The sequence below is a fragment of the Kribbella deserti genome, from assembly GCF_042434725.1.
Classification (GTDB): Bacteria; Actinomycetota; Actinomycetes; order Propionibacteriales; family Kribbellaceae; genus Kribbella; species Kribbella deserti.
The window spans coordinates 157,221-182,192 of sequence record NZ_JBHLTC010000018.1 but is presented as its reverse complement, the minus strand read 5'-3'; the positions used below and the strand labels follow the sequence as shown (position 1 = coordinate 182,192).

General features: G+C 67.1%; 12 protein-coding genes. 4 read left to right on the top strand and 8 right to left on the bottom strand.

The window, feature by feature from the left end; all coding sequences use genetic code 11:
* Window positions 1-513 carry an SRPBCC family protein gene (locus ACFFGN_RS14165; RefSeq protein WP_380047401.1) on the top strand — a complete coding sequence of 171 codons (513 nt, stop codon included), beginning with the start codon at window positions 1-3 and terminating at the stop codon, window positions 511-513.
* On the opposite strand, the gene ACFFGN_RS14160 is transcribed toward ACFFGN_RS14165, so the two are convergent.
* On the bottom strand, window positions 506-4,783 hold the full coding sequence (locus ACFFGN_RS14160; protein ID WP_380047399.1) for a DUF5005 domain-containing protein: 4,278 nt from the start codon (window positions 4,781-4,783) through the stop codon (window positions 506-508). The genes ACFFGN_RS14165 and ACFFGN_RS14160 overlap by 8 nt on opposite strands.
* A 142-nt stretch (window positions 4,784-4,925) precedes the next feature.
* Here ACFFGN_RS14160 and ACFFGN_RS14155 point away from each other — a divergent pair, with 142 nt between their 5' ends.
* Window positions 4,926-5,735, top strand: coding sequence for a class I SAM-dependent methyltransferase (locus ACFFGN_RS14155; protein ID WP_380047397.1), 810 nt, complete (start codon window positions 4,926-4,928; stop codon window positions 5,733-5,735).
* A gap of 77 nt (window positions 5,736-5,812) precedes the next feature.
* On the opposite strand, the gene bla is transcribed toward ACFFGN_RS14155, so the two are convergent.
* From bla to ACFFGN_RS14140, 3 genes are all read right to left on the bottom strand, one after another.
* A complete protein-coding gene (gene bla, locus ACFFGN_RS14150) occupies window positions 5,813-6,775 on the bottom strand; it encodes a class A beta-lactamase (protein ID WP_380048736.1) in 963 nt (320 codons plus the stop codon).
* A 253-nt stretch (window positions 6,776-7,028) separates the two neighbouring features.
* Window positions 7,029-10,256 (bottom strand): hypothetical protein, encoded by a 3,228-nt coding sequence (locus ACFFGN_RS14145; RefSeq protein WP_380047394.1) that lies wholly within the window; start codon window positions 10,254-10,256, stop codon window positions 7,029-7,031.
* Window positions 10,253-10,813, bottom strand: coding sequence for a hypothetical protein (locus tag ACFFGN_RS14140; protein ID WP_380047392.1), 561 nt, complete (start codon window positions 10,811-10,813; stop codon window positions 10,253-10,255). The genes ACFFGN_RS14145 and ACFFGN_RS14140 overlap by 4 nt, the downstream gene beginning before the upstream one ends.
* A gap of 293 nt (window positions 10,814-11,106) precedes the next feature.
* Between ACFFGN_RS14140 and ACFFGN_RS14135 the strand changes: the two genes are divergently transcribed.
* Window positions 11,107-12,435 carry a lipopolysaccharide biosynthesis protein gene (locus tag ACFFGN_RS14135; RefSeq protein WP_380047390.1) on the top strand — a complete coding sequence of 443 codons (1,329 nt, stop codon included), beginning with the start codon at window positions 11,107-11,109 and terminating at the stop codon, window positions 12,433-12,435.
* A 55-nt stretch (window positions 12,436-12,490) separates the two neighbouring features.
* Here ACFFGN_RS14135 and ACFFGN_RS14130 read toward each other — a convergent pair whose 3' ends face one another.
* Together ACFFGN_RS14130 and ACFFGN_RS14125 are read right to left on the bottom strand one after the other, a co-directional pair.
* A complete protein-coding gene (locus ACFFGN_RS14130; protein WP_380047388.1) occupies window positions 12,491-15,880 on the bottom strand; it encodes a GH92 family glycosyl hydrolase in 3,390 nt (1,129 codons plus the stop codon).
* The gene (locus ACFFGN_RS14125) at window positions 15,877-20,277 is read right to left on the bottom strand and encodes a DUF5005 domain-containing protein (RefSeq protein WP_380047386.1); all 4,401 of its coding nucleotides are present in this window, start codon (window positions 20,275-20,277) and stop codon (window positions 15,877-15,879) included. Before ACFFGN_RS14125 ends, ACFFGN_RS14130 begins: the two co-directional genes overlap by 4 nt.
* A gap of 136 nt (window positions 20,278-20,413) precedes the next feature.
* Between ACFFGN_RS14125 and ACFFGN_RS14120 the strand changes: the two genes are divergently transcribed.
* Window positions 20,414-20,887: an NUDIX hydrolase gene (locus tag ACFFGN_RS14120; protein WP_380047384.1), complete on the top strand. Its 474-nt coding sequence runs from the start codon at window positions 20,414-20,416 to the stop codon at window positions 20,885-20,887.
* A 594-nt stretch (window positions 20,888-21,481) separates the two neighbouring features.
* Here ACFFGN_RS14120 and ACFFGN_RS14115 read toward each other — a convergent pair.
* On the bottom strand, window positions 21,482-22,015 hold the full coding sequence (locus ACFFGN_RS14115) for a hypothetical protein (protein ID WP_380047382.1): 534 nt from the start codon (window positions 22,013-22,015) through the stop codon (window positions 21,482-21,484).
* 185 nt (window positions 22,016-22,200) lie between these two features.
* Window positions 22,201-24,906, bottom strand: coding sequence for a DNA polymerase I (polA, locus tag ACFFGN_RS14110; RefSeq protein WP_380048734.1), 2,706 nt, complete (start codon window positions 24,904-24,906; stop codon window positions 22,201-22,203).
* Window positions 24,907-24,972 lie beyond the last annotated feature (66 nt).

The window sequence follows — 24,972 nt, the reverse complement described above, 5'->3', positions numbered from 1 at the left end:
ATGTCCTGGAAGAAGCGCCTGCTGATCGGTTGTGCCGCCGCGTTCGTCGTACTCGCCGGCTATACGACGTACTCCGTGGCGCGTCCGACCGTGCTGACCACCTCGATCGAGATCGAGGCCGGCCCGGAGCGGGTTTGGGCGGTGCTCAGCGATCGCGCCGCGTACGGCGAGTGGAACCCGTTCATCATCTCGTCCACCGGCGATCTGGTGACGGGTTCGACCATCACCAACGTCATGCGCGACGCCACCGGTAAGGACTCCACCTTCACCCCGACCGTGCTGGTCGCCACCCCGAACCAGGAATTGCGCTGGCTCGGTCGCGTCGGCCCCGGCGCCATCTTCGACGGCGAGCACACCTTCCGGATCGAGCCGCTCGGTCCGGGCCGCGTCCGCCTCGTGCAGGAAGAACGCTTCCAGGGCGTGCTCGTGCCCTTCATGCGCGGCTGGCTCCGCGACTCGATCGAACCCCAGTTCATCGCCATGAACGAGGCGCTCGCCAAGCGGGTCAGGTGACGTACATGAAGTTGTCGATGGCGGAGATCAAGATCTTCCGCCGCGAGTAGGCCTCGGGGCGCGCCGCGTTGTACTCCTCGATGATCGCGTAGCTGCCGTCGAGCCCGGCCACCCAAGCCACGTGACCGTAGGTGCCGGCGTTGAACTGGGCGATCGCGCCTACCGCAGGTGTTCGGGAGACGCCCCCGCCGTACTTGCGGGCGGCCTCGTCCCAGTTCTTGGCGTCACCGTAGTTCCAGCCGTTGAACTTCGATCCGTTGGCGGGCTTGTAGTACTTGTCGACACGTGATGCGACGAACGACGTGCACTGGTCGACAACGAACATGTAGGGATCGAGGATCCACCAGCCGCCCCATGGATAGTCGTCGTGAGTCCCGAAGGCGATCACCTCACCGGCCGACGGCAGCCCGTACTTGCCGTAGCGGTCGGCAACGACGGAGTAGAGGTAGCAGCCGTGCACGTAGTGGACCCGCGCGTGGGTGCCGGTGACCATGATGGCGGCGTTGGACCAACTGCCGCCACGGCAGGGCTTCACCTTGACCGTGTAGCCCGTGGCGTGGGACGCCGAGTTCCAGTAGACGTCAACGGACGCATCGTCGATTCTCGGTACGGCTCGTACGTTCGTGACTGGCGCGGGCGTGATGATCGTGAGGGTGGCTATGGCCGTCGGGTTCGGTGCGGGGCTGTAGCCGGCCAGATTCTCCGCCGCGAGCACGAAGATGTACGTCCGCCCGGGGATCAGGTAGCTCATGGTGAAGTCGCAGCAGACCACTGGGTAGACCGCTTGCGTCCAGTTCTCCTGATCGCTCAGGCGGTACCAGATGCGGTAGTAGACGTTCGGCGTCGGGCTCGCCGACCAGGTGAGCCTGACGGCGCTGTCACCGGAAGGAGTCGCCGTGAGGTTTGTGGGCCGTTCAGGGATCGGTGGCATCGGCTTAGCCCCAGCGGCGACAGAGGGCGCCGAATCGCCCGCGAGGTTGGTCGACCTGACACGGAACTCGTAGTACGTGCCGTTCGCCAGGTAGCCGACGGTGAACGTGCAGCAGGTGTCTAGCGGGTACTTGAGTCGCTGCCAGGTACCACCGGCCGGGCGGTATTCGATCCAGTAGTACACGTCAGGGCTGGTACTGGCCCGCCAGCGAAGCGTCACCTTTCCATCGCCCGGTGCGGCCGTTAGACCGGTCGGTGCGGCTGGCAGCGGCGGCAGCGGTCTCGCCTTCGCAGTGTTGGAAGCAGAGCTATCCCCCGACACGTTCGTCGCACGCAGCCGGAACTCGTAGGTGGTGCCATTGGCCAGATGCGACACGGTGAACGAGCAGCAGGTGTCCACCGGGTACTGCAGTCGCTGCCAGGCGCCACCGGCCGGGCGGAACTCGATCCAGTAGTAGACGTTCGCACTCGGGCTCGCCGACCAGTGCAACGTCACCTGGCCATTACCGGCCTGAGCCGACAGGTTGGACGGTGGCAGCGGTAGCCCGCCAATCGCGGTAGCGCTCGCTGCGGCCGAGGTAAGTCCCTCACCACCTGGATTCTCGGCGGATACCTTGAACTCGTAGACGTGCCCATGGACCAACGGCCCGACGCTGTGCGCCGTACGGTCCGTTGGGTAGATCCCCTTGGTGAAGCCCTGCCCAGCCGTAACGTCTCGCTGGTAGATCCAGTAGTAAAGACCATCGCCCGCAGAGTCCCAGTCAAGGTCGATGCTTCCGTCGCCAGCTGCGATCGCCGTCAGGCCTGTCGGAGCTCGTGGCGGGCTATAGCGAGCAGTAGCCCGGACCGGATCGGACTGCGGGCCGTCGCCAGTCGTGTTGGTACCAGCCACTTTGAAGTCGTAGACGTGGTTGTGAAGCAGTAGACCCGCTGTGTGAGTACAGCACTGCCCCAGCGGCAACGGGAGCTTCTTGTAGGTGGTCTCGCCTGCAGTGACGTCTCGCTGGTAGACCCAGTAGTAGAGGTCCGATGCGGGCTCGCTCCAGTTCAGCCGGATACGGCCGTCCGCGAGAGTTGTAGCCGTCAGACCCGTCACCTTCGGCGGCAAGGGTAGTTGCGGAGTTGCCCGGACTGCGTTCGAGTAGGTGGATTCACCGCCCTGAGAGATGGCTGTCACCTTGAACTCGTAAACGTGATCGTTGACGAGGTAACCCGCCGTGAACTGGCAGCACGTCGTCAACGGCAGGGGCAGTTTGGTGAATTCAACCTGGCCTTCCGTCACGTCACGCTGGTAGATCCAGAACCAGGTGTCGGTCGAGTTCGCCTTCCAGTTCAAGCGGACCTGCCCGTTGAGCGCGACCGCCTCGAGTTGGGACGGCGCGGCCGGTGCCGGATACTTCGAGGTGGCCCGAACGATGTTGGAAGCGGGCGAGTTGCCGCCGGAGTTCGACGTCTCAACCTTGAATTCGTACTCGTGGTTGTGCGCGAGATACCCAGCGCGCAACTGGCAGCAACTGACGGGCAGTGGCAACTCGGTGAAGGTGGTGTCGCCTGCGGTGACGTCCCGCTGGTAGACGCGGTAGTAGACGTTCTCGCTCGGCCCGGACCAGTTGAGCTCGATAGTCCCGTCAGCCTGCGGTACGGCGCTCAGCCCCGTCGGCGCCGGCGGTACGGCGTACCGGGCTGTAGCGCGTACTGGCCCGGACCTCGCCGACTCGCCTCCGCCGTGCTTACTGGTGACGACGAACTCGTACTCGTGGTTATGCGTCAGCCACAAGGCTTTTGCGGCCGTATCCCGTGAATCGCCGTCTCCCACCAGGCTGAACTCTGTCTCGCCTGCAGTGACGTCCCGGCGGTACGCCGCATAGCTCCACGCGTACGGCACAGCAGTCCACCCCAGCACGACCGAACCGTCAGACCCCGCCGTGGCAGTCAACCCCGCCGGGGCGGGCGGCTGGGCGATCGTGACGGCCACACTCCGCGTTGGCGTCGGCAGCCCTTCGCCCGCGCTGTTGGTAGCCGTGACCCGGAACTCGTACGTATGGCCTGTCTTGAAGCCACCAAGCGTCCGAGCCGTGTCAGACCCTTGCCACACCCTCGCGAAGTGCGTCTGCCCCGCGGTGACATCGCGCTGGTACGCCGAGTACGTCGTCACCGTGCCGGGTGAAGCCGTCCAGCTCAGCCGTACGGCGCCAGACTCCGCCTCGGGCGACGCCGTAAAGCCCGCAGGCGCTGCCGGGACCAGGGCCGGGTCGGGCGTCGGGACGGGCCAAGTCGCGCTCACGAACCTCGGCCGGTAGATCCGCGCGTCGTCGTACAGGTCGTTGTCATTGAGGCTGTGCACGTTGTACGACACGAGCAACTTGCCCGGCTCCGCCAGGGATGGGTGGAGGCGTGCGTCGTACACGATCACGCCCTGACGTGCTGCGGGCTCGGGAGCCGTGAAGAGTTCGATTGGCCCGGTGAACGGACCTGTGGGACTTGTGGCCGTGTACGCCACTACCTGCTGGCCGAAGACCACGTTGCTCTCGACGGTGACCACGACGTACTGACCGTTGACCTTCTGCACTCCGAAGGCTGTACCGATTCCCGACAACTGGAGCCGTGCGGAGGCGCTCCCCCACGTCGTACCGTTCCAGAACTGCCAGGTGCCGCCGAGGCCGCCCGCGGGAACTCGTGCGAGGTGAGCGAACCTCATGCCGGTTGAGGCGACGTACTCCGAGCCGTAGATGTAGGTGTATTGCCCGTCCTCTAGTACCGCGGCGCCCCAGGCGATGGTCGAGCCGACAGGCAACTCGACGACGCTGCTGACGGTTAGCGCTGGCAGGGCGAGAGTCGCCAGTGCAGTGCCGGTAAGCGCTACGTCCAGGGCGCCTTGACCAGTCTTCTTGTAGCGGTTGTAGAGGACCTTGACGGCTCCGGCTTCCACTGTCGCGTCGGCGACCCAGTAGAACTCGCCTGCGACTGTCGGCTTCACTAGCGCCTGTGGTGCCGCTGAAGTGCCGCCGTGAAGTGTGGCGGTCAGTGCGCCGCCCGACTGGACTACCAGGGTGTTGTTGACCATCGGGCTGGTGCGCGGCCTGGTGAAGTCGGCGTTGACTGAGCCGAGCATCGTGTCCGAGAAGATCCAGGCGGTTCTGCCGTCGGGTAGCGCCACGGAGACGGTGCTGTCGCCGCCGCTCCACTTACCACTGGTATTGCCGTAATCGTTGAACATCGCCGTCAGCTGTTGCCCCTGATCGGCGGTCGCCACGACTGGTGATGCGACGGCCGCGGGCGCAGGTGACATCACCAGCGATGCGGCCAGCAGGGCAAGGGAAACCAGGACACGGACCAGCATGCGCGCTCTCCTCGAGACCGCCGGAGATCCGGCGCAGGGGGCGGCAAAATTATCAGCGCTAGTTGTTGTCCTGGAAGCTATTGCACGCAGATCGAACCAGTTGCCAATCGGCCCCGGATGTGCCCGCGCTAGCGTGTGGGCCGTGGCGGACGAGTTTGAGGTTGTGGTGAGTCAGCGGATCGAGTTGACCGAGGCGGAGACGTCCCGGGCGAGCCGGGCCTGGTGGGACGAGAACGCGGCGGAATACATCGGCGAACACGGCGGCTTCCTCGGCGACGCACGGTTCACCTGGTGCCCCGAAGGGATCGACGAGGCCGACGCACAACTGCTCGGGCCCGTTCGTGGCAAGCGCATCCTCGAAGTTGGTTGCGGCGCGGCTCAATGCGCCCGCTGGCTGGTCGGCCAGGGCGCGGACGTGGTGGCGTTCGACATCTCCGTCGGGCAACTCGCGATGGGCAGAATCCTCGACGGCCGTACGGGTGTGCCGGTCCGTACGGTCGCGGCCGACGCGGTGTCCGTGCCGTTCGCGGACGACTCGTTCGACATCGTTTGCTCGGCCTTCGGCGGACTGCCCTTCGTCGCCGACGCGGGTATGGCTCTACGCGAGATCGCCCGGGTACTACGCCCTGGCGGCCTGCTGGTCTTCTCGGTGACCCACCCGATCCGGTGGGCGTTCCCGGACGACCCGACGCCTACCGGTTACGCGATCACCCACTCGTACTTCGACCGCACGCCGTACGTCGAGGTCGACTCGGCCGGCACCCCGACGTACGTCGAGCACCACCGGACCATGGGCGACTGGGTCCGCCTGCTGACCTCGGCCGGCTTCGTCATCGACGACCTGCTCGAACCGGAATGGCCCGCCACCAACACCAAGGTCTGGGGCGGCTGGGGCCCCGACCGCTCCCGCCTAATCCCCGGCACCACCATCTGGACCACCCACCTCGGCTAACCCCGTCTTGGTGAGTCCACTGGACGTTTTCGGGCTCGTAAAATGTCCAGTGGACTCACCAAGTGGGCCGGTTCGCGTCAGGTGATGGCGGCCGCGGCGTGGGTGGCAGCTTCGGCCAGGAGGGCCTGGTTGTAGGGGGCGTCGCGGCTGGGTTTGCTCGACATGATCGCTAGGACCAGCGGTGGCTTGTTCGGCGGCCAGGCGATCGCGATGTCGTTGAGGGTGCCGTAGTCGCCCGTGCCGGTTTTGTCCGCGACGGTCCAGCCGCGGGGCAGTCCCGCGCGGATTCGCTGGCCGCCGGTGGTGTTGCGTACGAGCAGGTCGCGCAGGAAGGCGCGCTTGTCCGGCGGTAGGGCGTCACCGAGTACGACGCGCTGGTAGTCCGTGCCGAAGGCCCGTGGCGTGGTCGTGTCGCGTGGATCGCCGGGAGTGGCCTGGGTGATGGCCGGTTCGATCCGGTCCATCCGGCTGACGTTGTCGCCGAGGCTGCGCAGGTAGGCCGTCAGCTGTGCGGGACCACCGAGCTCGCGAAGCAGCAGGTTGCCGGCCACACCGTCGCTGTAGCGGACCGCGGCGTCGCATAGCTGGCGGATCGTCATGCCGGTTGCGAGGTGGCGGCCGGTGATCGGGGCACGCTTCAGGAGGTCGGCCTTGGTGTACGTGACGAGCGTCTCGAGATGGGACAGCGGATGGTGGTGCAGAACCGCCGCTGCCGCCATGCCCTTGAACGTCGAGCAGAAGGCGAACCGCTCGTCGGCCCGGTAGGCGAGGGTGGCGCCCGTACCGGTGTTCAGGGCGTAGACGCCGAGGCGTGCGCCGTACTTGCGCTCCAGCCCGATCAACTGACCTTGCGCCGCCTGATCCGCCTTCGCCTTCGGGGTAGTTCTTGGCGTCGGGCTGGGCGTGGCTTCGGGGGGCGTGGTCGTGGTCGGGCTGGGTGCGCTCGCGTTGGGTGCCGCCTGGTCTGGCGAGCAGGCGGCCAGCGGAATCAGTGCGGCGGTGCCGAAGAAGGCGCGACGGCTGATCGATGACGAGCCCATGATCTCCCTAGCGTCGACGAATTGCCGAAGATAGCAATCCGCCGCGTCGGCCACCCGCGCATCCGCCATCGATCGCAGCGGCAGCCGTTGTAACCACCTCACCATCCAACGGATTCGGCCACGAACACATCGCCCGTTTCCGCGCCAACTCCGGCCCTTCCGCCCGCCGGAGGCCATTCTCTGCAGTCCAACAAGAAGTGGTCCCGCGCCCGGTGGTACTGGGCGTCGGGACCACTTCAGTTAGCGGTTGTTGTTAGGCGAAGCGGCGGCGGATCAGGCCGGTTGCGCCTAGGGCTAGGCCGAAGACGGCGAGGGCCGCGATGAGGCGGCCGAAGTTGCGGCCGCCTTCGCCGGTGGCGCCGGCCAGCTTCAGCGAGTACGCCGTCGAACCGGATGCGCCCTCGGGTGCGCCGTACGGCATGGACTCGGTCTTGGCGCGGTCGGCCGACGCGGCCAGCATCGCGTAGCGACGGCCGAAGTCCATCGCGGTCTCCTCGCCCTTACCGACCAGCTTCTTCGCGCCTTCCTTCGACAGCCGGTCGGCGCCGTTACCCAGCGCCGGGGCGGAGTCTGAAGCCTTCTTGAGGCCGTCGGCGATCTTGCCCGAACCCTCAGCGGCGGTACCGATACCGGTCGCCAACTCGCCAGCACCATTGGACAACTGCTGCGAACCGGTCGACGCCTTGCCAGCGCCATCGGCCACCTTGCCCGCACCACCGGTCAACAGCGTCAACCCGTTGTCCAGCTTCTCGGTGCCGTCAACGAGCACGCCCGTACCAGCCTTCAGCCGATTCGTACCAGCCGCCAACTCGCCCGCACCGGCGTCCAGCTTGCCGGCGCCATCGGCGATCTTGCCCGCTCCGGTGTTGAGCTTGCCCGCGCCGTCGGCCAGTCGGCCCGAACCGTCGGCCAGCTTGCCGGCGCCAGCGTCCAGCTTGCTGGTGCCATCCGCAAGACGGCCGGCGCCAGTGTTGAGCTGGCTAGTGCCGTCTTTGAGTTCGCCGACCTTGCCGTTCAGCAGGTCCAGGCCACCGGCGAGGGCGCCCGCGCCCTGGTCAGCAGTGCCCAGACCGGTCGCGATCTTCCCGGTGCCGGCATCGATCTGTCCCGCGCCGACGCCCAACTGCAGGAGACCCTGCATCAGCGTGGTGCCGCCGGCCTGGATCTTGCCAACGCCGGCCTGCAAGCCATGGACTCCGCCACGGAGGGTTCCGCTGGCCGGGGTGTCGTCGTCCTTGCCGATACCGCCCTGGACGTTCTTCACAACGCCGGAAACGAGTTGCCCGACACCAGCGTCAAGGGCACCGAGTCCCTGCAGCAAGCCAGGCTTACTCGTGTCGCAGGCCGAGTCCGCGACATTGCTCAAGCCGCACTGCAGTTGGGTGATACCCGGCACCGCACGCTTGGTCAGACGGCCTTGCAGGTAGGCGAGCCCGAGCTGCAGGGTCGCGTCGCCCGGTAGCGGCTTGTCGATGTCGGGCGTCAGATTGTCCGGGTCCGCCAGCTTGTTACGCCCCGCGGCCAGTTCGTCGGACAGCGACTTGAGGACCGTCTTACGAACGACGCTCAGGGCGGGCTCGGCGCTGATGCCGACCGTGTTCAGCAACTGCCATTGGGCTCCGTAGCAGAACCGGTCCTGCGGGTTGTTGAACGAACCAGCGGCTTTGCCCTCGTTCAGCGCCTTGACGACGCTGACGGCGCAGCCGATCTTCTGGTAGGCCCCGGACGATTCCTTGCTGTCCCCATCGCGGTACACGCCGTCGATCATCTTGTCGATACCGACCCCGGCGCTCGCGAGCTGACCCTTGAGCTGCTCGAGACCGCCCAGCAAGGTCGCAGAGTTGCTCGTGCTGCCGATACCGGCCTGAAGCTGCTTGATGCCGTCATGCAGCGGCTTCGCCTGCGCGGGCAGCGTGCCGATGCCGCCGTACATCTGGACGAGCCCGCCCTCGACCTTGTCCAAGCCGCCCTTGATCTGGCCCAGCCCGGCGATCAGCTCAGGAGTCTTGGAGTTGACCTGCTTGAGGCCATCGTTGAGGGCGCCGGTGCCCTTCTTGAGGTTGCCCGCGCCAGTGCTCAGCTCGCCGATACCGGCCTTGAGCTTGCCGGCTCCGTTCTTGAGCTCGCCCGAGCCCTTCTTGAGCAGGCCGACGCCCTTGTCCGCCTTGTCGAGGCCGGCCTTGAGCGCACCGGCACCCTTCTTCAGATCGCCCGCGCCCTTCTTCAGATCGCCGGCGCCCTTGCTCAGGTCGCCCGCGCCGTTCTCCAGGTCGCCGGCGCCCTTCTTGAGCTGGCCGGCGCCCTTTTTCAGTTCGCCGGTGCCGGTTTTGAGTTTGCCGGCGCCGTCGGCGAGTTTGCCGGCGCCGGTTTTGAGCTCGCCGGCGCCCTTGTTGAGTTTGGCGGCGCCCGCGTCGGCTTCGGCCATCTTGTCGCGGAGGGTGCCGGCGCCGCTTTCGAGGTCGCCGAGGCCCTTGCTGAGCTTGCTGGCGCCGGCCGCGAGCTTGTTGGCGCCTGGGGCGGCCTTTTCGGCGAGGCCCTTGTTGAGTTCGGCCGCGCCCGCGTTGAGCTGGAGCAGGCCGGACAGCAGCTTGTTGGCGCCGTCGCGGAGCTTGATCAGGTTGGCGTCGAGTTCGGTACCGCCTTCGACCAGGTCGGCGCCCTTCTCCGCGCCGCTCTCGTAGCCGGTGACGGCGCTCTTGAAGCTCGGGCTTTCCAGCGGGCTGACCGGCAGCGCGGTCAGCTCGGCCTCGGGAATGACCGCGTCCTTGACCTCGGCGGCCCAGCCGAACTCGGCCGTCGCCGCACCAACCGGCGGGAACAGGGTGACGGTGAAGCTCAGCTTCGTACCGCCCTTGCCGTCGCCGGCCTTGTTGGCCTCGGCCGACGTCACGTCGGTGAACTCCGGCGGCAGCACGGTCGCGAGCTGGCCCACCATCGGGATGACGACCTGGTTCTCCTCGGCGATGTTCTGGCCGCGAGCGTCCTTGATCGTGATGGTGCGCGGCTGGGCGGAGGTGTTCTCGACCAGGTAGCGCGCCTCGAGCCGGCCGCTCTTGCCGACGGCGTCAGCGGGCTTGCGCAGCTTCTTGCCGTTCAGGGTGTAGGTGACGGCGACCTTGATCGGCAGCTTCTTCTTGTCGAAGTCGCTGACCATCCGCATCCGCTCGTCACCGTCGACCTCGGTGTCGACCGTCATCACGCCGTTCTTCTCGGAGACTCCACCGAAGCCGTCGAGATTACGCAGGCCGTCGGCCGCGACCGGGTTGCTGATCTTCACCGTGCCCTTGCCGGTGAACGAGAGCTGCTCGTAGATCCGGGCGCCCTCGACCTTGCCGCTGGGATCCAGCTGCGCCTGCACGGTCTCGGTGTTCGTGACCGTGACCGGGTCGGCCAGCGAGCCGGCGTACGCGGTCGAGGTGGCGAGCAGGAACGAGGACGGCAGCGCCACGCCCAGGGCCACACCACGGTTGAGCCACTTCACGAACGATCTCCTTCAACAGAGGCGAATTCCTGGGTGGGTGCGGGCCGGGTCTCGCGGCGCCGGGCGGCCGAGACCTGCGGGCCGAGCACCGTGGTGGCGAGGAAGCCGATCGCGGCAGCGAGCAGTACGCCGGTGGCCGCGCCGGGCGATTCGGCCAGGAACGCGGGGGTATCCGCGGTATAGGCCTCCTCGTACGCGCCGACCATCGCGGCAGCGCCGACCAGCAGCGACCACAGGGGCAGCCGGCTAGCGGTGGCGGCGGCGATGCCCAGACAGATGGCGGCCACCAGGAACGCCGCGAAGGCCCGACCGGAGACGGCGTCGGGCAGGTACAGCGCCCGGACGGCGAAGCCGAACCAGGCCACGAACAGACCGGCGGCAAAACCGGCCACCCGCATCGCGGGGCTACGGTCCGGGACCAGACCGATCACACCGCCCAGGGCGCCTCCCAGCAGGGCCACGTGCTGCGTGTCGAGACCGAGGGCTTCCCCGATCACCACCAGCAGACCCGCGGCCACCGCCAGCAGAGCACCTCCGAGCAAGGTACTGCGCTGCATGCGTCCTCCACCTCACTGTGGACAAGCCACTTCACCGTGGACGAACCGCGGACCCCAACCCGGCCATCCAAGAACAGGACCTGGACATATGTCCCGATCCGAAAGCTGAAGGTTGTTACTACCAGGGAGTAACAGGGCCGCACAAGACCTGGGCAGCCCGTAGCAAAGGCCGAGACCCAGTCGTTGTCGAGTTAGCGAACTGGTCCGGACAAGCACTACAGTCACGGACCGCTACGCTGCCATCGCAGAAAGTCAGATGTCAGGCCTCACCCGACCGCCAGGGAACCCAGCCCATGTACTCCGAAACAACGCCTGAGCACCAGCCAGCCACGTCCGCAACCGGCCCGTCCGCCGGTTCGGACCCGAGCCAGTCCCCGCCGCCGAGCCCGTCCAAGGGGCTGCTCAAAGGCGCGAGTCTGGTCGGTATCGGCATGGCCGTGATGAACGTCGCCGCCTACGGTTTCACCCTGGTGGCCGTGCACTCGCTCGCACCGGCCCAGTTCGGCGCGCTCACCGCCCTGCTCGGCCTCGTGCTGATCGGCAACGTGGCCTCGCTCGGCCTGCAGGCCACCGGCGCCCGCCGCATCGCGACCCACACCGGCCCCGGCCAGGCCGTGCTCGCCGACAGCCTGCTCAAAGCCGGTCGTGTCGGCGGGACCTGGCTGGCCGTGCTCGCACTGCTGGCCACGCCGGTGATCATCCTGCTGCTGCACATCGACTCGATCGTGGCGGTGGCCCTGCTCGCGCCCACTCTCGGCCTGCTGACCGTGCTCGGCGGCCAGCTCGGCGTGCTGCAGGGCGGTGAGCACTGGCGCGAACTCGCCGTCGTGTACGCCGTCATCGGCGTCGGCCGGCTCGGCCTGGGTGGTCTGGGCCTGCTGATCGAGCCCACCCTGGTCGGCGCGATGGGTGGTATCGCCCTCGGCGCGGCGCTGCCGGTGATGGTCGCGGCCTTTGTCCTGCGCGGCTCGACCGGGGCCCAACCCGGCGAGGTGCGGCAGATCTTCCACGAGACCCTGCAGGGCACCCACGCGCTCGCCGCGTTCTTCGTAATCGCGAACGCCGACGTGCTGCTGGCCCGCGCCCTGATGGACCCCGACGACAGCGGGCGGTACGCCGCCGGCGTGATCGTGGCGAAGGCCTGCCTGTTCCTGCCGCAGTTCGTCAGCGTCGTGGTGTTCCCGTCGCTCGCCTCCGATCCCGACGACAGCCGCCGGCTGCGCAACGCGGTCAAGATCGTCGCCGGAATCAGCCTCATCGCCGTACTGGGCACGCTTTTGCTGCCGAAGCTGGTCGTCGCCGTCGTCGGCGGCGAGCAGTACGCCGCGATCGGGCCGATCGCCTGGTTGTTCGCGATCTCCGGTTCGGCGTACGCCGTACTGCAACTGGTCGTACTCGCGGCGATCGCGCGGCAGGAACGGTTTGTCGCGATGGTCGAGTGGATCGGCCTGGGCATTCTCACCGGCAGCGTGCTGCTCCTGCTGGCGGGTGGTTTCGCCGCCGGGACGGCCGGTATCAACGCGCTGGTGGCGATGACCGCGACCTGCGCGGTCGGTCTGTCGATCGCCTTGGCGAACGGCGTGCACCGTCCCCTTCGGCCGGCTCCGGCCAACCAGCTCTGAGCCCCAAGACCTGGTCTGATCCGGCGCCCGCCCGGCGCCGAATCAGACCAGGGGCCTATCCCGCCGCGACCGCGTAGACGTGCATGCGGCCGAAGCCTCCGCTTGGCGGCGGCAGCACGATGGCCGCCGCGGTCTTGCCCGTGGCCAGCGGCACGGTCTCGGCGTACAGATAGGTGGTGATGGTCTGCCGGCCGAACGGTGTCCAGTTCCGGTACGGCATCGTCGCCACCACGGAGTTGCCGTGCCCAACCGCCTCCGTGCCGCCGCCACGGGTCCAGTCGGTCAGGCCGATCGTCACCGCCTGGCGAGTGCCGTCGGTGTACACGATCGTGGCCTGACCGGAAACGCCTGTCGGCCAGCCCTCGGCCGAACCGAGCAGGCCGAGCTTGGTCGCACCGGCCTTCGGCGCCACGGGCACGGTCTGGCCCGCGGCCACGTAGTTGTCCCGATCCCCCGCGGCCGTCCCTGGCCAGGTGTAGGTCACGCCATCACGCACCACCTGGCCACCCGGACTGATGCCAGCGGCAACAAGCGCCTGGCGGGAGTAACTCGCCGCGCCGTTGTCGTAGTCGGCCGTACCGAGTTTGGTGTCGTCGCTGATACCCGCGTTGTCGCGATGCCCGGCGAATCCGACGTCGAACACGTGCAGCCGTCCAGGCGCGGCCGGGGCCGGGAGTTGTACGCCGACCACGGTTTTGGCCGGATCGATCGCGAACGACGTGCTGTACAGGTACGTACGGACTTGCTCGGGCCCACCGGCCCAGTAGTTGTTCCGGTACGACATGTCCGCCGCGATCTGGTTGTCCGGCCTTACCGCGGCGGTTCCACCGGCCAGGGTCCAGTCGCTGAACCCGAGTTCGACGGCCTGACTGGTCCCATCCGAGTACCTGATCAGGGCTTGACCGGAAACACCGGCCGAATTGCCCTCGGCACTGCCCAGAATGCCGATCCGGTTGGCGCCGGGCGGACTCGCCACCTGAAGGGTCTGGCCCGCCGCGATGGCGTTGTCCGGCTGGCCCGCGCCGACGTTCGGCCAGGTGTAACCGATGCCACCGGCAACCACTTTGCTACCCGGCACGAATCCCTTCGCCGCCAGGGCTTCCACGGAATAGCCCGAGCCGAAAGCGTCGTAGTTCGACTCCCCCGGCGCCGCGTCGTGGCTCGTGCCGGTGCTGTCCGCGACGGCCATGGCGTCAGCGCCGTACGACGGGGGTTTGCCGTTGACCGCCCAGGCCGTGTTCGGCTGCGCGCCGAGGACCACGTCCACGAGACCGCCGTCGGAGATCAGCCCGGGAGCAAGGAAGGCCTTGTCCCAGGTGGCGCCGTTCACGGTCATGCTCTGCACGTACGGCGTTGCGGCCGTCGCGGCGGGCGCGTTGATCCGCAGGGACTTGCCGCCCTGCAACCGGATCACCGTCTCGGGAAACAACGGACTGCCCAGCACCAGGTCCGCCGTACCGGGCACGGCCGGATAGAACCCGAGCGCGGACCACACGTACCACGACGAGAGCGAGCCGAGATCGTCATTGCCCGCAAGGCCGTCGATCCGGTTGCCGAACAGCTCGTTCTGGACCCGCCGGACCACCTGTTGCGTCTTGTACGGCGCACCCGTGTACGCGTACAGCCACGGCGTACCGAAGCTCGGCTCGTTGCCCATCCACGCGGACGAGCCGGGGATCTGGTTGAGCGTCTGGAAGTGCGTGTCGAGGTACTGGTTCATGGGCACTGGGCCACCCTTGGCCGCGATCAGGCCTTGCGCGTTGAACGGCACCATCGGCGTGTACTTCCAGGCGTTGCCTTCGGCCCAGTCGGCCTGGTCGAAAACGGTGGGGTCGAAGTTCTCCTTCCACGCGCCGGTCGATCTGCGCGGCTGCATGAACCCGGACTGCGGGTTGAGCAGGTACTGCCACCCCTGTGCCCGGCCGAGGAACTTCGCCTCCGCGGCGGAATTGCCGCGAGCCTTCGCGAAGGCCGAGAGGGCGAAGTCGGCGATGTTGTACTCCAGCGAGGTGGAAACCGTGCCGTAGTGGTGACAACAGTCGAACCCGCCATCGGTGGGCAGATAGCCGTGGGTGTCGAGATAGCCGTTGCCCGGCCTGATGTCGCTGCGCCCGGTGGCCTGGTCGATCATCGCGTTCAGCGCCTTGGTGGCGTCGAAGTTGCGCGCACCGAAGGCGTACGCCGAGGCGATGATGGGAATGGCCGGATCACCCACCATCATGTAGCTCTCGCCGTTCGCCACCGGCCATTTCGGTAGTCGGCCGCTGTGGTCGTAATTCAGCAACAGCGATCTGACCATGTCCGAGGTTTGCGATGGAGCCACCAACGCCGTCAGCTGTATCTGCGTTCGATAGGTATCCCAGCCGGAGAAATTCGCGTAAAAGAAGGACTGTCCGGCCGGCAAAGTCCGTACCACTTTGTCGAAGCCGATGTACTGGCCGTTGGAATCGCTGAACACATTCGGATGCAGCAGCGAGTGGTACAACGCCGTGTAGAAGGTCTTCTGCTGATCGAGCGTGCCACCACCGATCTGAATTCCGGTCAGCAGGTTGTTCCACGCGGTTTTGGTGGTCGCCTCGACCGCCGCGAGATCCCACGTCGCCATGGTGTCCCGATTGGCCTGCGCGTTCGCCACGCTCACGAACGAGATCCCGACCTTCGCCTTCACCACCGTGCCGGCTGGGAATGTCAATGCCATCCCGCCGTCGCCAGTTACCCAAGGCCATTTGCCAGGCCAAACCGTGGGCGCGGAGAAAGCCTTGTCGAACTTGACCGCATAGTAGAGCTTGTAATGCTGGTCTTTCCTGGCGCAGAAGGCCCCGGCTCCGGTCCACCCGGTGACCTCTGTCGTGCTGACGGCGTTGATATCGCCCTCGGACGCTGCCGCGCCACCCGAACCCTTGAGCAGCATCGTCGCGGCCACGCCCGCGGGGAAGGTGAATCGGCCCAGGCCCGCGCGCAAACTGGTGGTCAGCTCGACTCGCACGTTGTTGTTCATCAGCAGGCCGTAGTACCCGACGCGGGCCGTCTCGTTCGTGTGCTTGAACCCGACGGTCGCGTCATCCTTGTTCGCCGGCACGGTCCCGGTGATCGGCAGGAAGGGCAAATCGCCGTACGCGTGGCAACCGGCCCCACTCATCCGCGTCATCCCGAACCCGCCCAGCGCCGTGGCGCTGTAGTCATACCCACCACCCGGGAACCGCGGCGACGTATCCGGCCCCCACTGAACCTGCCCGAACGGCGCGCTCGGACCGGGAAAGGTACCGCCGGCATTCCCCACCTGCCCCGGCTGATGCATGGTCCCGATCATCGGATTCACCAACCCCGCCGGATCCGCCACCAACGCCGAAACCCGCGCCACCGCGCCAGGTACAGATGATCCTGTCGAACCGACGACCAACGCTCCAAGCAACGCAACTACCCGTCGACTCCACTGCGTCGTCATTCCACCGGCTCCGGCGCCGACTTCCGGGGACAGATTTCCGGCGTAGCACTGTGACGCCAGTAGCTGCCGTGGTAGAGGTTCGCATCGATCTCGAACTTGTTCTGCGTGCCGTTTCGGCGGGCGATGAGGTCGGCGGCGCCGTACATCGCTCCGAACTCCAGTCCCCATCGGGCCCACTGCTCGGAGTGCGCTGCTTCGTGCCGCTGCAGGTCAGGCCCTTTCTCGAGCGCCGTGGCCGTGCCGAGCGCACGTGCCAGGCCGGCACGCTCTTGCGCCTCGCACTTGATCTTCAGATCCCAGACGTCTTCGCTGTTGGGATAGCCGAGGTAATCGCCCAACGTCATCGGGCGCTTTTGACCGAGCGTGAGGTCGGTGTTGAAACAGATGTTCTGCCTGTCGGTCGACTTGCAGTTCCGCCCTCCGACAATGGATTCGGCGAGCGCGTTCACCTTGTCGCTCCCCGGCCGGTCCGTGTGGAACGGATACCAAGTCGTGCGCGGCACGGCCGACTTGGCGGCCGACCATGGACCCCAGCCCCGGACATTCCAGCTCCGCACCTGAAAGCGGTACTCCTCTTGGACCGGGATTCGCAGGCGGGCCTTGCGATCCGTCGTCCAATGCGAGCGAACCACCCCTGTCACGCCATGCACCCGACGGATCTCGTACTGCTCCGGGTCGATGGTGTTATCGGACCAGGATAGGTCGACCCCACCATTGAACTCACCGGTCCACCAGATCGAGGGCGCCACGGGCAGCGGCGGAATCGGTGTCGCGGCGGCAACTGGCGACGGAGCCGATACCCCGCGCTCGTTCGCGGAAAGCACCCGGAACTCGTACCGGGTCTTGTTCGCCAACGGCAGTACGGTCAGGTGAGTCTGACCGACCACGGGGTACGGCAACCGGATCCACCCCTTGCCGGCAATGCGGTACTCGACCCAGTAGTAGACACCAGCCACGCTGCTGGCCGACCAGTCGATGGCGACCCTGCGGTCTCCCGCCGTTGCCGTCAGGGTGGCAGGCGGGGTCGGCGCCGGTGGCATCGGCCGCGCCGTGTCCACGGGAGACGGCGAAGACGTTCCACTCAGGTTGTTCGCACGCACCCGGAACTCGTACGTCACCGCGTTCCGCAACAGGTTCACCCGCAGCGAGGTGCCGCTGACAGGCAAGGGGAGGCGATCCCACACGCCACCGGCTGGGCGCATTTCGACCCAGTAGAGCACCTCCGGAGTGGCGCTGGCCGACCAACTGAGCGACACCGCGCCGTTCTCCGGCGAGGCGTTCAACGATGCCGGCGCGACCGGGAACGGCGGCATCGGCTTGGACTGCACGGTGTTGGAACCACCGCTCTCACCGATACCGTTTTGCGCAGTCACCCGGAAGGCGTAGGTGTGACCGTTCGCCAGGTAGCCCGCCGTCATCGTCGTTCCGGTGATCGGCAGCGGCAGCCGTTGCCACGGATCTCCTTCGGTCAGATCGCGTTGATAGACGATGTACTGCACGCCCGCGGTCGAACTGCCGGTCCACGACAACCTGACCTGCTTGTTCAGCGCCGTCGCCGTCAACCCGCTCGGCGCGCCCGGCAAACCGCCGTACGACGTGGCGGACGCGACGGCTGAGAGGGCACCCAGACCACCCTGGTTCTCGGCGGCGACCTTGAACTCGTACTTGTGGCCGGCCTTCATCAATCCGAGTTCGGCCGTCTTGTCGAGCGAAGGCAGACCAAGCTTGGTGAAGGCCGCCTCGCCGGCAGTCACGTCCCGCTGGTAGACCCAGAAGGTCACGCCGGCCGGGCCGTTCCAGTCGAGCCTGATCGTCGCGTTGCCCATCGCGCGGGCAACCAACCCGGTCGGTGCCGGCGGCTTCGCATAGAAGGAGGTGGCCCGGACCACCGCGCTGATCGGTCCGTCGACGCCGTACGCGTGCGGCTGGACCTTGAACTCGTAGACATGACCGTGCTTCAGGCCACTGGCTGTGAAGCTGCCCTTGTCCGACGGGTACTGCAGCTTTCGGAACGCCTCTCCGGCGGTCACGTCGCGCTGGTAGATCCAGAAGAACGTGTCCGCCCGATCGGTCCACTTCACCGCAATGTCGCCATCAGCCTCAGCGGTCGCGGTCACACCGGCGACCGGCGCGGGCGGCGGGAACTTCGGCGTGGCCGAGACGACCGCGGACAAGGCTCCTTCACCGCTCGGGCCGATACCCGAAACCCTGAATTCGTAGGTGTGTCCGTTGGACAGGTAGCCCGCCGTCATCGTCGAGCCGGAGGAGATCGGCAGCGGGAGCTTGGTGAAGGCGGTTTCCCCGGCCGTCACATCGCGCTGATGCACCCAGTACCAGGTGTCCGCCCCGAGCGGCGTCCATTTCAGCACCACCTCGCCGTTGCCCGCCGTCGCGGTCAGCCCGGTGGGCGCGCCCAGCTGCGGGTACGCCGAAACCGCCGCCGCCACTGGGGATTTCGCCGACTCGCCGCCACCGCCGTAGGCAGAGACCGCGAACTCGTACCGGTGGCCATCGGCCAGGTAGCCGGCCTCCATCGACGTACCGGTTGAGATCGGCAGCGGGAGCCTGACGAAGTCCTCGTCCGCCGTCACGTCACGCTGGTAGACCCAGTACCAGACGTCGGGGGTGGTCGACGCCGTCCAGGCCAGCCGGATCGACCCCGTGGTCGTGGCTGTCGCGGTCAAACTGGCCGGCGTGGCCGGCGGAATGCCGACGGGCGTCGCGGTCACCAGGGCCGACTGCGCGGAGTTTCCCCCGGCACCCTTGGCGATCACGTAGAACTCGTAGAGATGGCCCAGATTCAGGTTCTTCACCTGCAGGTTCCGTGCGTCGGGGCCTGCCATCGTCGCCGCCTCGAAGCCCTCGTCCGGGACAGTGGTGTCGCGATAGAACACCTCGTAGTTCCAGGCGCCCGCGACGCCCTGCCAGCCGACCCGCACCCCACCGGTCGTGCCGTCCGGTGTCGCGGTGATTCCGGTCGGCGCCGCCGGCGGTAAGACGTTCATGGTGATTCCAGCCGAGTCCGACACCGGCCCTTCACCCGTGGCGTTGGCTGCGGTCACCCGGAACTGGTAGTTCTTGCCATGGCGAACCATCGGCACCACGTCCGACAGCGTGGTAAGAGGTTCGGCGTTGCGGGCGAAAGCGGTCTGTCCATCAGTGACATTGCGCTGGTACAGCCAGTACTTGGTCGCGCCCGGGGTGGCTGCCCAAGTCACGACCGCTTGGCCGTCGGTGTTCTGAGTGACACCAACTCCGGTCACCTTCGCGGGCACCAACGAGGGATCGGGCGCCGGCACCGGCCAAGAGGTCTCCACGAAGCGCGGCCGATAGATGCGGGCATCCTGGCTGTTGCCGGTCTCGCTCAGCGTGTTCACGTTGTACGACCAGAGCAGCTTGCCGGGGGTGGCCAGATTGGGATGGACATGTACGTCGTACACGATCTTCTCGCTACCCGGAGTCGGCTCCGGTGCGCGGTAGAGATGGGTCGCCTCGCCGAAGGGGCCGGTCGGTGCCGTCGCCGTGTAAGCAACGATGTCGGAACTGAAGATGCCGTGGCCCTGCTGCGTGACCAGCGCCCAGCCGCCCGCCACGCGCTGAACACCGAAGGTGGTGCCGACCCCGCTCGTCAGTCTGGCCGACGCCAACTCGCTGGTGACCCAGCCACTGCCGTTCCAGTACTCCCAGGCGGCACTGAGGTCGTTGCTCGTCCGCGCCACATGCGCGAACCTCATCCTGGTCTCCTCGACGTACTCCGAGCCGTACACATAGGTGGTGGCCCCGTCCTCGACCATCTCCACGCCCCAGGCGATCTTGCTGCCCACGGGCAAGGCGGGCGCCGACTCCAGCGCGAAGGTGGTGAGGTCGAACGTGGCCAGGTTCGTGCCCTGCAGGGAGACGTCGAGCGAACCCTGACCGGATCGGGCATAGCGCTGGTACGCAACCCGAAGCTTGCCTCCGGCAACAGTGCCGTCGCCCACCCAGAAGAACTCCCCGGCCGCTGTCGGTGCCATCAAAGCCGACGGCGCGACGGTGGTGCCGCGGTAGAGCGACTCCATGCCGTCACCGGACTGCAGCACCATGGAGTTGTTGATCATGGGCGTACTCGCCGGGCGCGTGTGGTCGGCGTTGACCGGACCGATGTAGGTATCGGAGAAGAGCCAGGCGACACGTCCGTCGGGCAGCGTCACCGACGCCGTGCCGTCGGCCCCACTCCACCGCCCGGAGGTATCGCCGTACGTGTTGAAGGCGGTGTTGAGCTGTGCGGCCGTCTGTCGCCCAACGGGTGTCGCGGCGGTGGCACTCGGCTGCGCCACGATGAAGCTGGCCACGAGCGCGAGGATCGCGGCCAGACCGGTCAAGGTTCTCGTATTCGTTGTCGATCGGCGCGCGCCCATTGATCCCCACCTCACTAGTTGTGGCCTGAAGGTAAGGGGCGGGAAAAGGCCGTCACAAGCAGGAGTTCCTGCAACGCGCGAGCCATTGACGGTTGCCAGGGCGGGGGCTTACAAGCGGTGGAATAAGGTCGGTTTCATGCCTACACCCGAGTTCATCCTGGCGCTGCGCGAGAAGATCGGGCACGACCTTTTGTGGCTTCCCGGTGTCACCGGGATCGTGCTGAACGACGACGATCACGTGCTGCTGGCCCAGCGCGTGACCAACGGCCGCTGGGGTCTGGTGGCCGGCATTCTGGAACCAGGTGAGCAGCCGGCGATCGGGCTGGCCCGGGAGATCCTCGAGGAGACCGGTATCGAGGCGCGCGTGGAAAGCCTTGTGAGCATGGAGACGTTGCCACCTTCGGCCTATCCGAACGGCGACAAGGTGCAGTACCTCGACCTGACGTTCCGCTGCCGCGCCATCGCCGGCGAAGCCCGCGTGAACGACGACGAGTCCCTCGACGTCGGCTGGTTCGCCCCCGACACCCTACCCGACATACCGCCGCGCGAACTCCGCAACATCAAAGAAGCCCTACGTGGCCCGACCACGCCCCACTTCCTTACCACCTAACGCCTTCGCAACCGAAGCGCCCCGGCCACACCCGACCGGTCACGTCAGCAGCTCCGCCGTACCACCCGGCCTCGCCCGCGATGGCCTGGATTCGCAGTCCTAGTGTCCTGAGTCGGAAGTTCGTGCTTCAGCTCCGGTGTCCAGGTGCGTGCATCGCAAGGCGGAGAAGCGGTCGCGATGCTCTAGCATCGTGGCCGTTTCTCCAACGCCGCGAGGTGCGTGCCTGGGCGCCGGAGATGTGCACGAACTTCCGACTCAGGACACTAGCGGGGGAAACGGTGACCAAGCGGGGGAAACCGCTTCCGAGCAGGAGTTATTCCCCCTGCTCAGACGCCGTTTGAGGTGCGCGGTGCGGCAGGCGCGACTACCAGGTTTCAGCTTGGCGACTACCGAGTTTTGTCACGGCTACCCGGTTGCAGCCGGGTAGCGGCACCAAAACTCGGTAGTGGAGCAGCGATCGCGAGAGCAGTCGCGCGGCGGGCCCGGGTGGTGGCCAGCATGCTCCTACGGACGCCGAGCGGCGGGTGGCGCGTGGTGAGACTCGGACGCTGAGCGGCGGTGGGACGCGGCGAAGGGACGGGTGCGTGCGCGGCGTTAGGCGTAGGTGATGGCTAGGAAGATGGTGGTGAGGGCTACGACTAGGCCGGCTATGCCGATGATGATGCCGACTTTTTGGGCGCGGTCGAGGCGTTGGGCCCAGCCGAGGCGGCGGGCGGCGGTGGTGATCAGGCGGCGGGCTTCCTCCGACGAGAAGGTGTAATCCGTCTGTACGTCGCGAACCGCGGAGGCGCGGCTGAAGGTCAGGTTGACCACCTTGCCGGCGCGGTGCTTGATGCGAACGCCCAGGCGTGGTTGGAGCCCGGCCCCCGCGCCGACGGCCCAGTCGACCTCGTAGGCCTCGTCGGTGATGCGGTAGAGCCGGCTCGATCCCTTCAGTGCAACGTGCTGCACGAACGTATGGCGCAATCCCTGCCGCTGGTACAACGACCACCAGCGGGCGTCGACCAGGTTCAGCGCGACGTCGAACCCTGCGCGGGTAGGCCGCACGACGTACGGCGAGTCGACCAGCGAGGCCTCGACCGCGGCCATCAGTTCGGCCGCGACCTGCACGCCCGCGCTGTCGCTCACCTTGCCATGCGGCCTCGGCTCCGCAAGCCCCGACCGCGGCGCAGACTGCCCCGACCTGGGCGCCGGCGGGCCTGAGATCGGCGCAGACTGCGCCGGCCTCGGCGCAGGTGAACCCGCTCTTGGCGCGGGTGGTTTTGGCCTTGGCTCGGGTTGGCCGGTTTCCCGGGCGGGGCGTTCGGCGGCGGTCAGTGGGCGGCCTCGTGCCAGGAGCGGCCGACACCGATGGAGACGTCCAGGGGCACGGCCATCTCGACCGCGGCACCCATGTCGCGACGGACCAGTTCCTCCAGGGCTTCGCGCTCGCCCGGTGCGATCTCGAAGACCAGTTCGTCGTGGACCTGCAACAGCATCCGCGACTTCATGCCGGATGAGCGCAGCGAGGCCTCGACCTTGAGCATCGCCATCTTGATCACGTCGGCGGCGGAGCCCTGAATCGGCGCGTTCAACGCCATGCGCTCGGCCATCTCGCGACGCTGACGGTTGTCGCTGGTCAGGTCCGGCAGGTACCGGCGACGGCCCAGGATCGTTTCGGTGTAACCCGACTTGCTCGCGTCGCTGACGATGCTGCGCAGGTAGTCGCGAACACCACCGAAACGCTCGAAGTACTCGTCCATCAGGCCCTTGGCCTCGTCGACGCCGATCTTCAGCTGCTGGCTCAGCCCGTAGGCGGACAGTCCATACGCCAGGCCGTAGTTCATCGCCTTGATCTTGGCCCGCATCTCGCCGGTGACCTCACCGGGCTCGACCGAGAACACTCGTGCGGCCGTGACCGAGTGGAAGTCCTCGCCGGAGTTGAACGCCGCGATCAGGCCTTCGTCCGCCGAGACATGCGCCATGATGCGCATCTCGATCTGGCTGTAGTCGGCACTCATCAGCGCCTCGAACCCGTCGCCCACGATGAAGGCCTCGCGGATCCGGCGGCCCTCTTCGGTACGGATGGGAATGTTCTGCAGGTTCGGATCGGTGGAGCTGAGCCGGCCGGTCGCCGCGATCGTCTGGTTGAACGTCGTGTGGATACGCGCGTCGGACGGGCTGATCGTCTTGAGCAGGCCCTCGACCGTCTGCCGCAGACGCGAAGCGTCCCGATGCGCCAGCAGGTAGGCCAGGAACGGGTGCTCGGTCTTCTCGAACAGCGACTGCAGTGAATCCGCGTCGGTGGTGTAACCGGTCTTCGTACGCTTGGTCTTCGGCATGCCGAGCTCGTCGAACAGCACCACCTGCAGCTGCTTCGGCGAACCGAGGTTGATCTCCTTGCCGATCACCTCATACGCCGAGGTGGCGGCCTCCTTCACCCCGGTCGCGAAACGCTGCTCGAGCTGCTCCAGGTAGTCGCGATCGACGAAAATGCCGTGGCGCTCCATACCCGCGATGACATCGATCAGCGGCAGTTCGACATCGGACAGCAGCGTGGAACCCGCCTGCTTCTCGATCTCGGCGTCGAGGGTGTCGGCCAGATCGGCGATCGCCCGCGCGCGCAGCATCGTCGCGTCCGCGGCCGGTCCACCCTCGATGTCGTCGAAACTGAGCTGCCCGTTGTCGGCCTCTTCGGCGCGCAGTTCGCGGCGCAGATACCGCACGGTGAGGTCGGCCAGATCGTACGACCGCTGGTCCGGGCGGACCAGGTACGCGCTGAGCTGGGTGTCGGAGGTGAGCCCGCCGAGGGTCCAGCCGCGCTCGAGGAACGCCAGCAGCGGGCCCTTCGCGTCGTGCAACGCCTTCGGCTGGTTGGCGTCGGCCAGCCAGGACCGCCAGGCCTCGTCGTCATCCGGCGTCAGCGCACCCGGGTCGAACCAGGCCGCCGCGCCGCTGACCGTGGCCAGCGCGATCCCGGTCACCTCACCGGTGCCACGACCCCAGCTGCCCTGTACGGCGATACCGGTCCGCGCACCGGTGGAGACGTTCTCCTTGAGCCAGGCGGCGACCTCACCGGCGGACAGCTGCGTGCCGTCCAGGTCGAAGCCGTCCTCGATCGTCTCGTCGGTCTCCTCGTGCTCGGCGACCAGCCGCTCGCGCAGCACCCGGAACTCCAGGCCGTCGAACAGCGTGTGCACCTTCTCCCGGTCCCACGGGTGCCGGACCAGGTCGTCGATCGACACGTCGAGGGTGAGATCGCGAACCAGCTCGTTGATCTGGCGGTTGCGGATCACGTTGGCGAGGTGCTCGCGCAGCGACTCGCCCGCCTTGCCCTTGATCTCGTTGACACGATCGATCAAGTCGTTCAGCGAACCGAACTGGTTGAGCCACTTCGCCGCGGTCTTCGGGCCGACACCGGGCACGCCGGGCAGGTTGTCGCTCTGCTCACCGACCAGGGCCGCGAGGTCGGAGTAGCGGTTCGGCGGCACGCCGTACTTCTCCTCGACGGCGGCCGGGTCCATCCGGGCGATCTCGGAGACGCCGCGCTTGGGATACAGCACGGTGACGTTGTCGTTGATCAGCTGGAACGCGTCGCGGTCACCGGAGCTGATCAGCACCTCGAAGCCCATCGCGTCGGCCTGGGTGGCCAGTGTCGCGATGACGTCGTCGGCCTCCCAGCCGTCGATCTCGGTGGTCGGAATGCGCAGCGCCTCCAGCACCTCCTTGACCAGCGAGACCTGACCCTTGAACTCGTCCGGGGACTTGCTGCGACCGGCCTTGTACTCGGCGTACTGCTCTGAGCGGAAGGTCTGGCGCGAGACGTCGAAGGCCACGCAGATGTGCGTCGGCTTCTCGTCGCGCAGCATGTTGATCAGCATCGAGGTGAACCCGTACACCGCGTTGGTGTGCTGACCGGTACTGGTGGAGAAGTTCTCCACCGGCAGCGCGAAGAAGGCCCGGTAGGCGAGCGAGTGCCCGTCCAGCAGCAGGATCCGCGGCCGGCCGCCATCTGCGCCGGTCGCCGGGTCCTTGGTCAAGGTCGAAGTGTTGGAGTCTGCAGCCACGGAAAGAGCCTAGTGCTAACCACCGACAATTTTGACCAG

Excerpts from the sequence above, each read along its gene's own strand:
- ACFFGN_RS14120 (WP_380047384.1), top strand. The coding sequence starts at position 20,414 with ATGCCTACACCCGAGTTCATCCTGGCGCTGCGCGAGAAGATCGGGCAC.
- ACFFGN_RS14130 (WP_380047388.1), bottom strand. The coding sequence starts at position 15,880 with ATGACGACGCAGTGGAGTCGACGGGTAGTTGCGTTGCTTGGAGCGTTG.
- ACFFGN_RS14160 (WP_380047399.1), bottom strand. The coding sequence starts at position 4,783 with ATGCTGGTCCGTGTCCTGGTTTCCCTTGCCCTGCTGGCCGCATCGCTG.
- bla (WP_380048736.1), bottom strand. The coding sequence starts at position 6,775 with ATGGGCTCGTCATCGATCAGCCGTCGCGCCTTCTTCGGCACCGCCGCA.
- ACFFGN_RS14135 (WP_380047390.1), top strand. The coding sequence starts at position 11,107 with ATGTACTCCGAAACAACGCCTGAGCACCAGCCAGCCACGTCCGCAACC.
- ACFFGN_RS14125 (WP_380047386.1), bottom strand. The coding sequence starts at position 20,277 with ATGGGCGCGCGCCGATCGACAACGAATACGAGAACCTTGACCGGTCTG.
- ACFFGN_RS14165 (WP_380047401.1), top strand. The coding sequence starts at position 1 with ATGTCCTGGAAGAAGCGCCTGCTGATCGGTTGTGCCGCCGCGTTCGTC.
- ACFFGN_RS14140 (WP_380047392.1), bottom strand. The coding sequence starts at position 10,813 with ATGCAGCGCAGTACCTTGCTCGGAGGTGCTCTGCTGGCGGTGGCCGCG.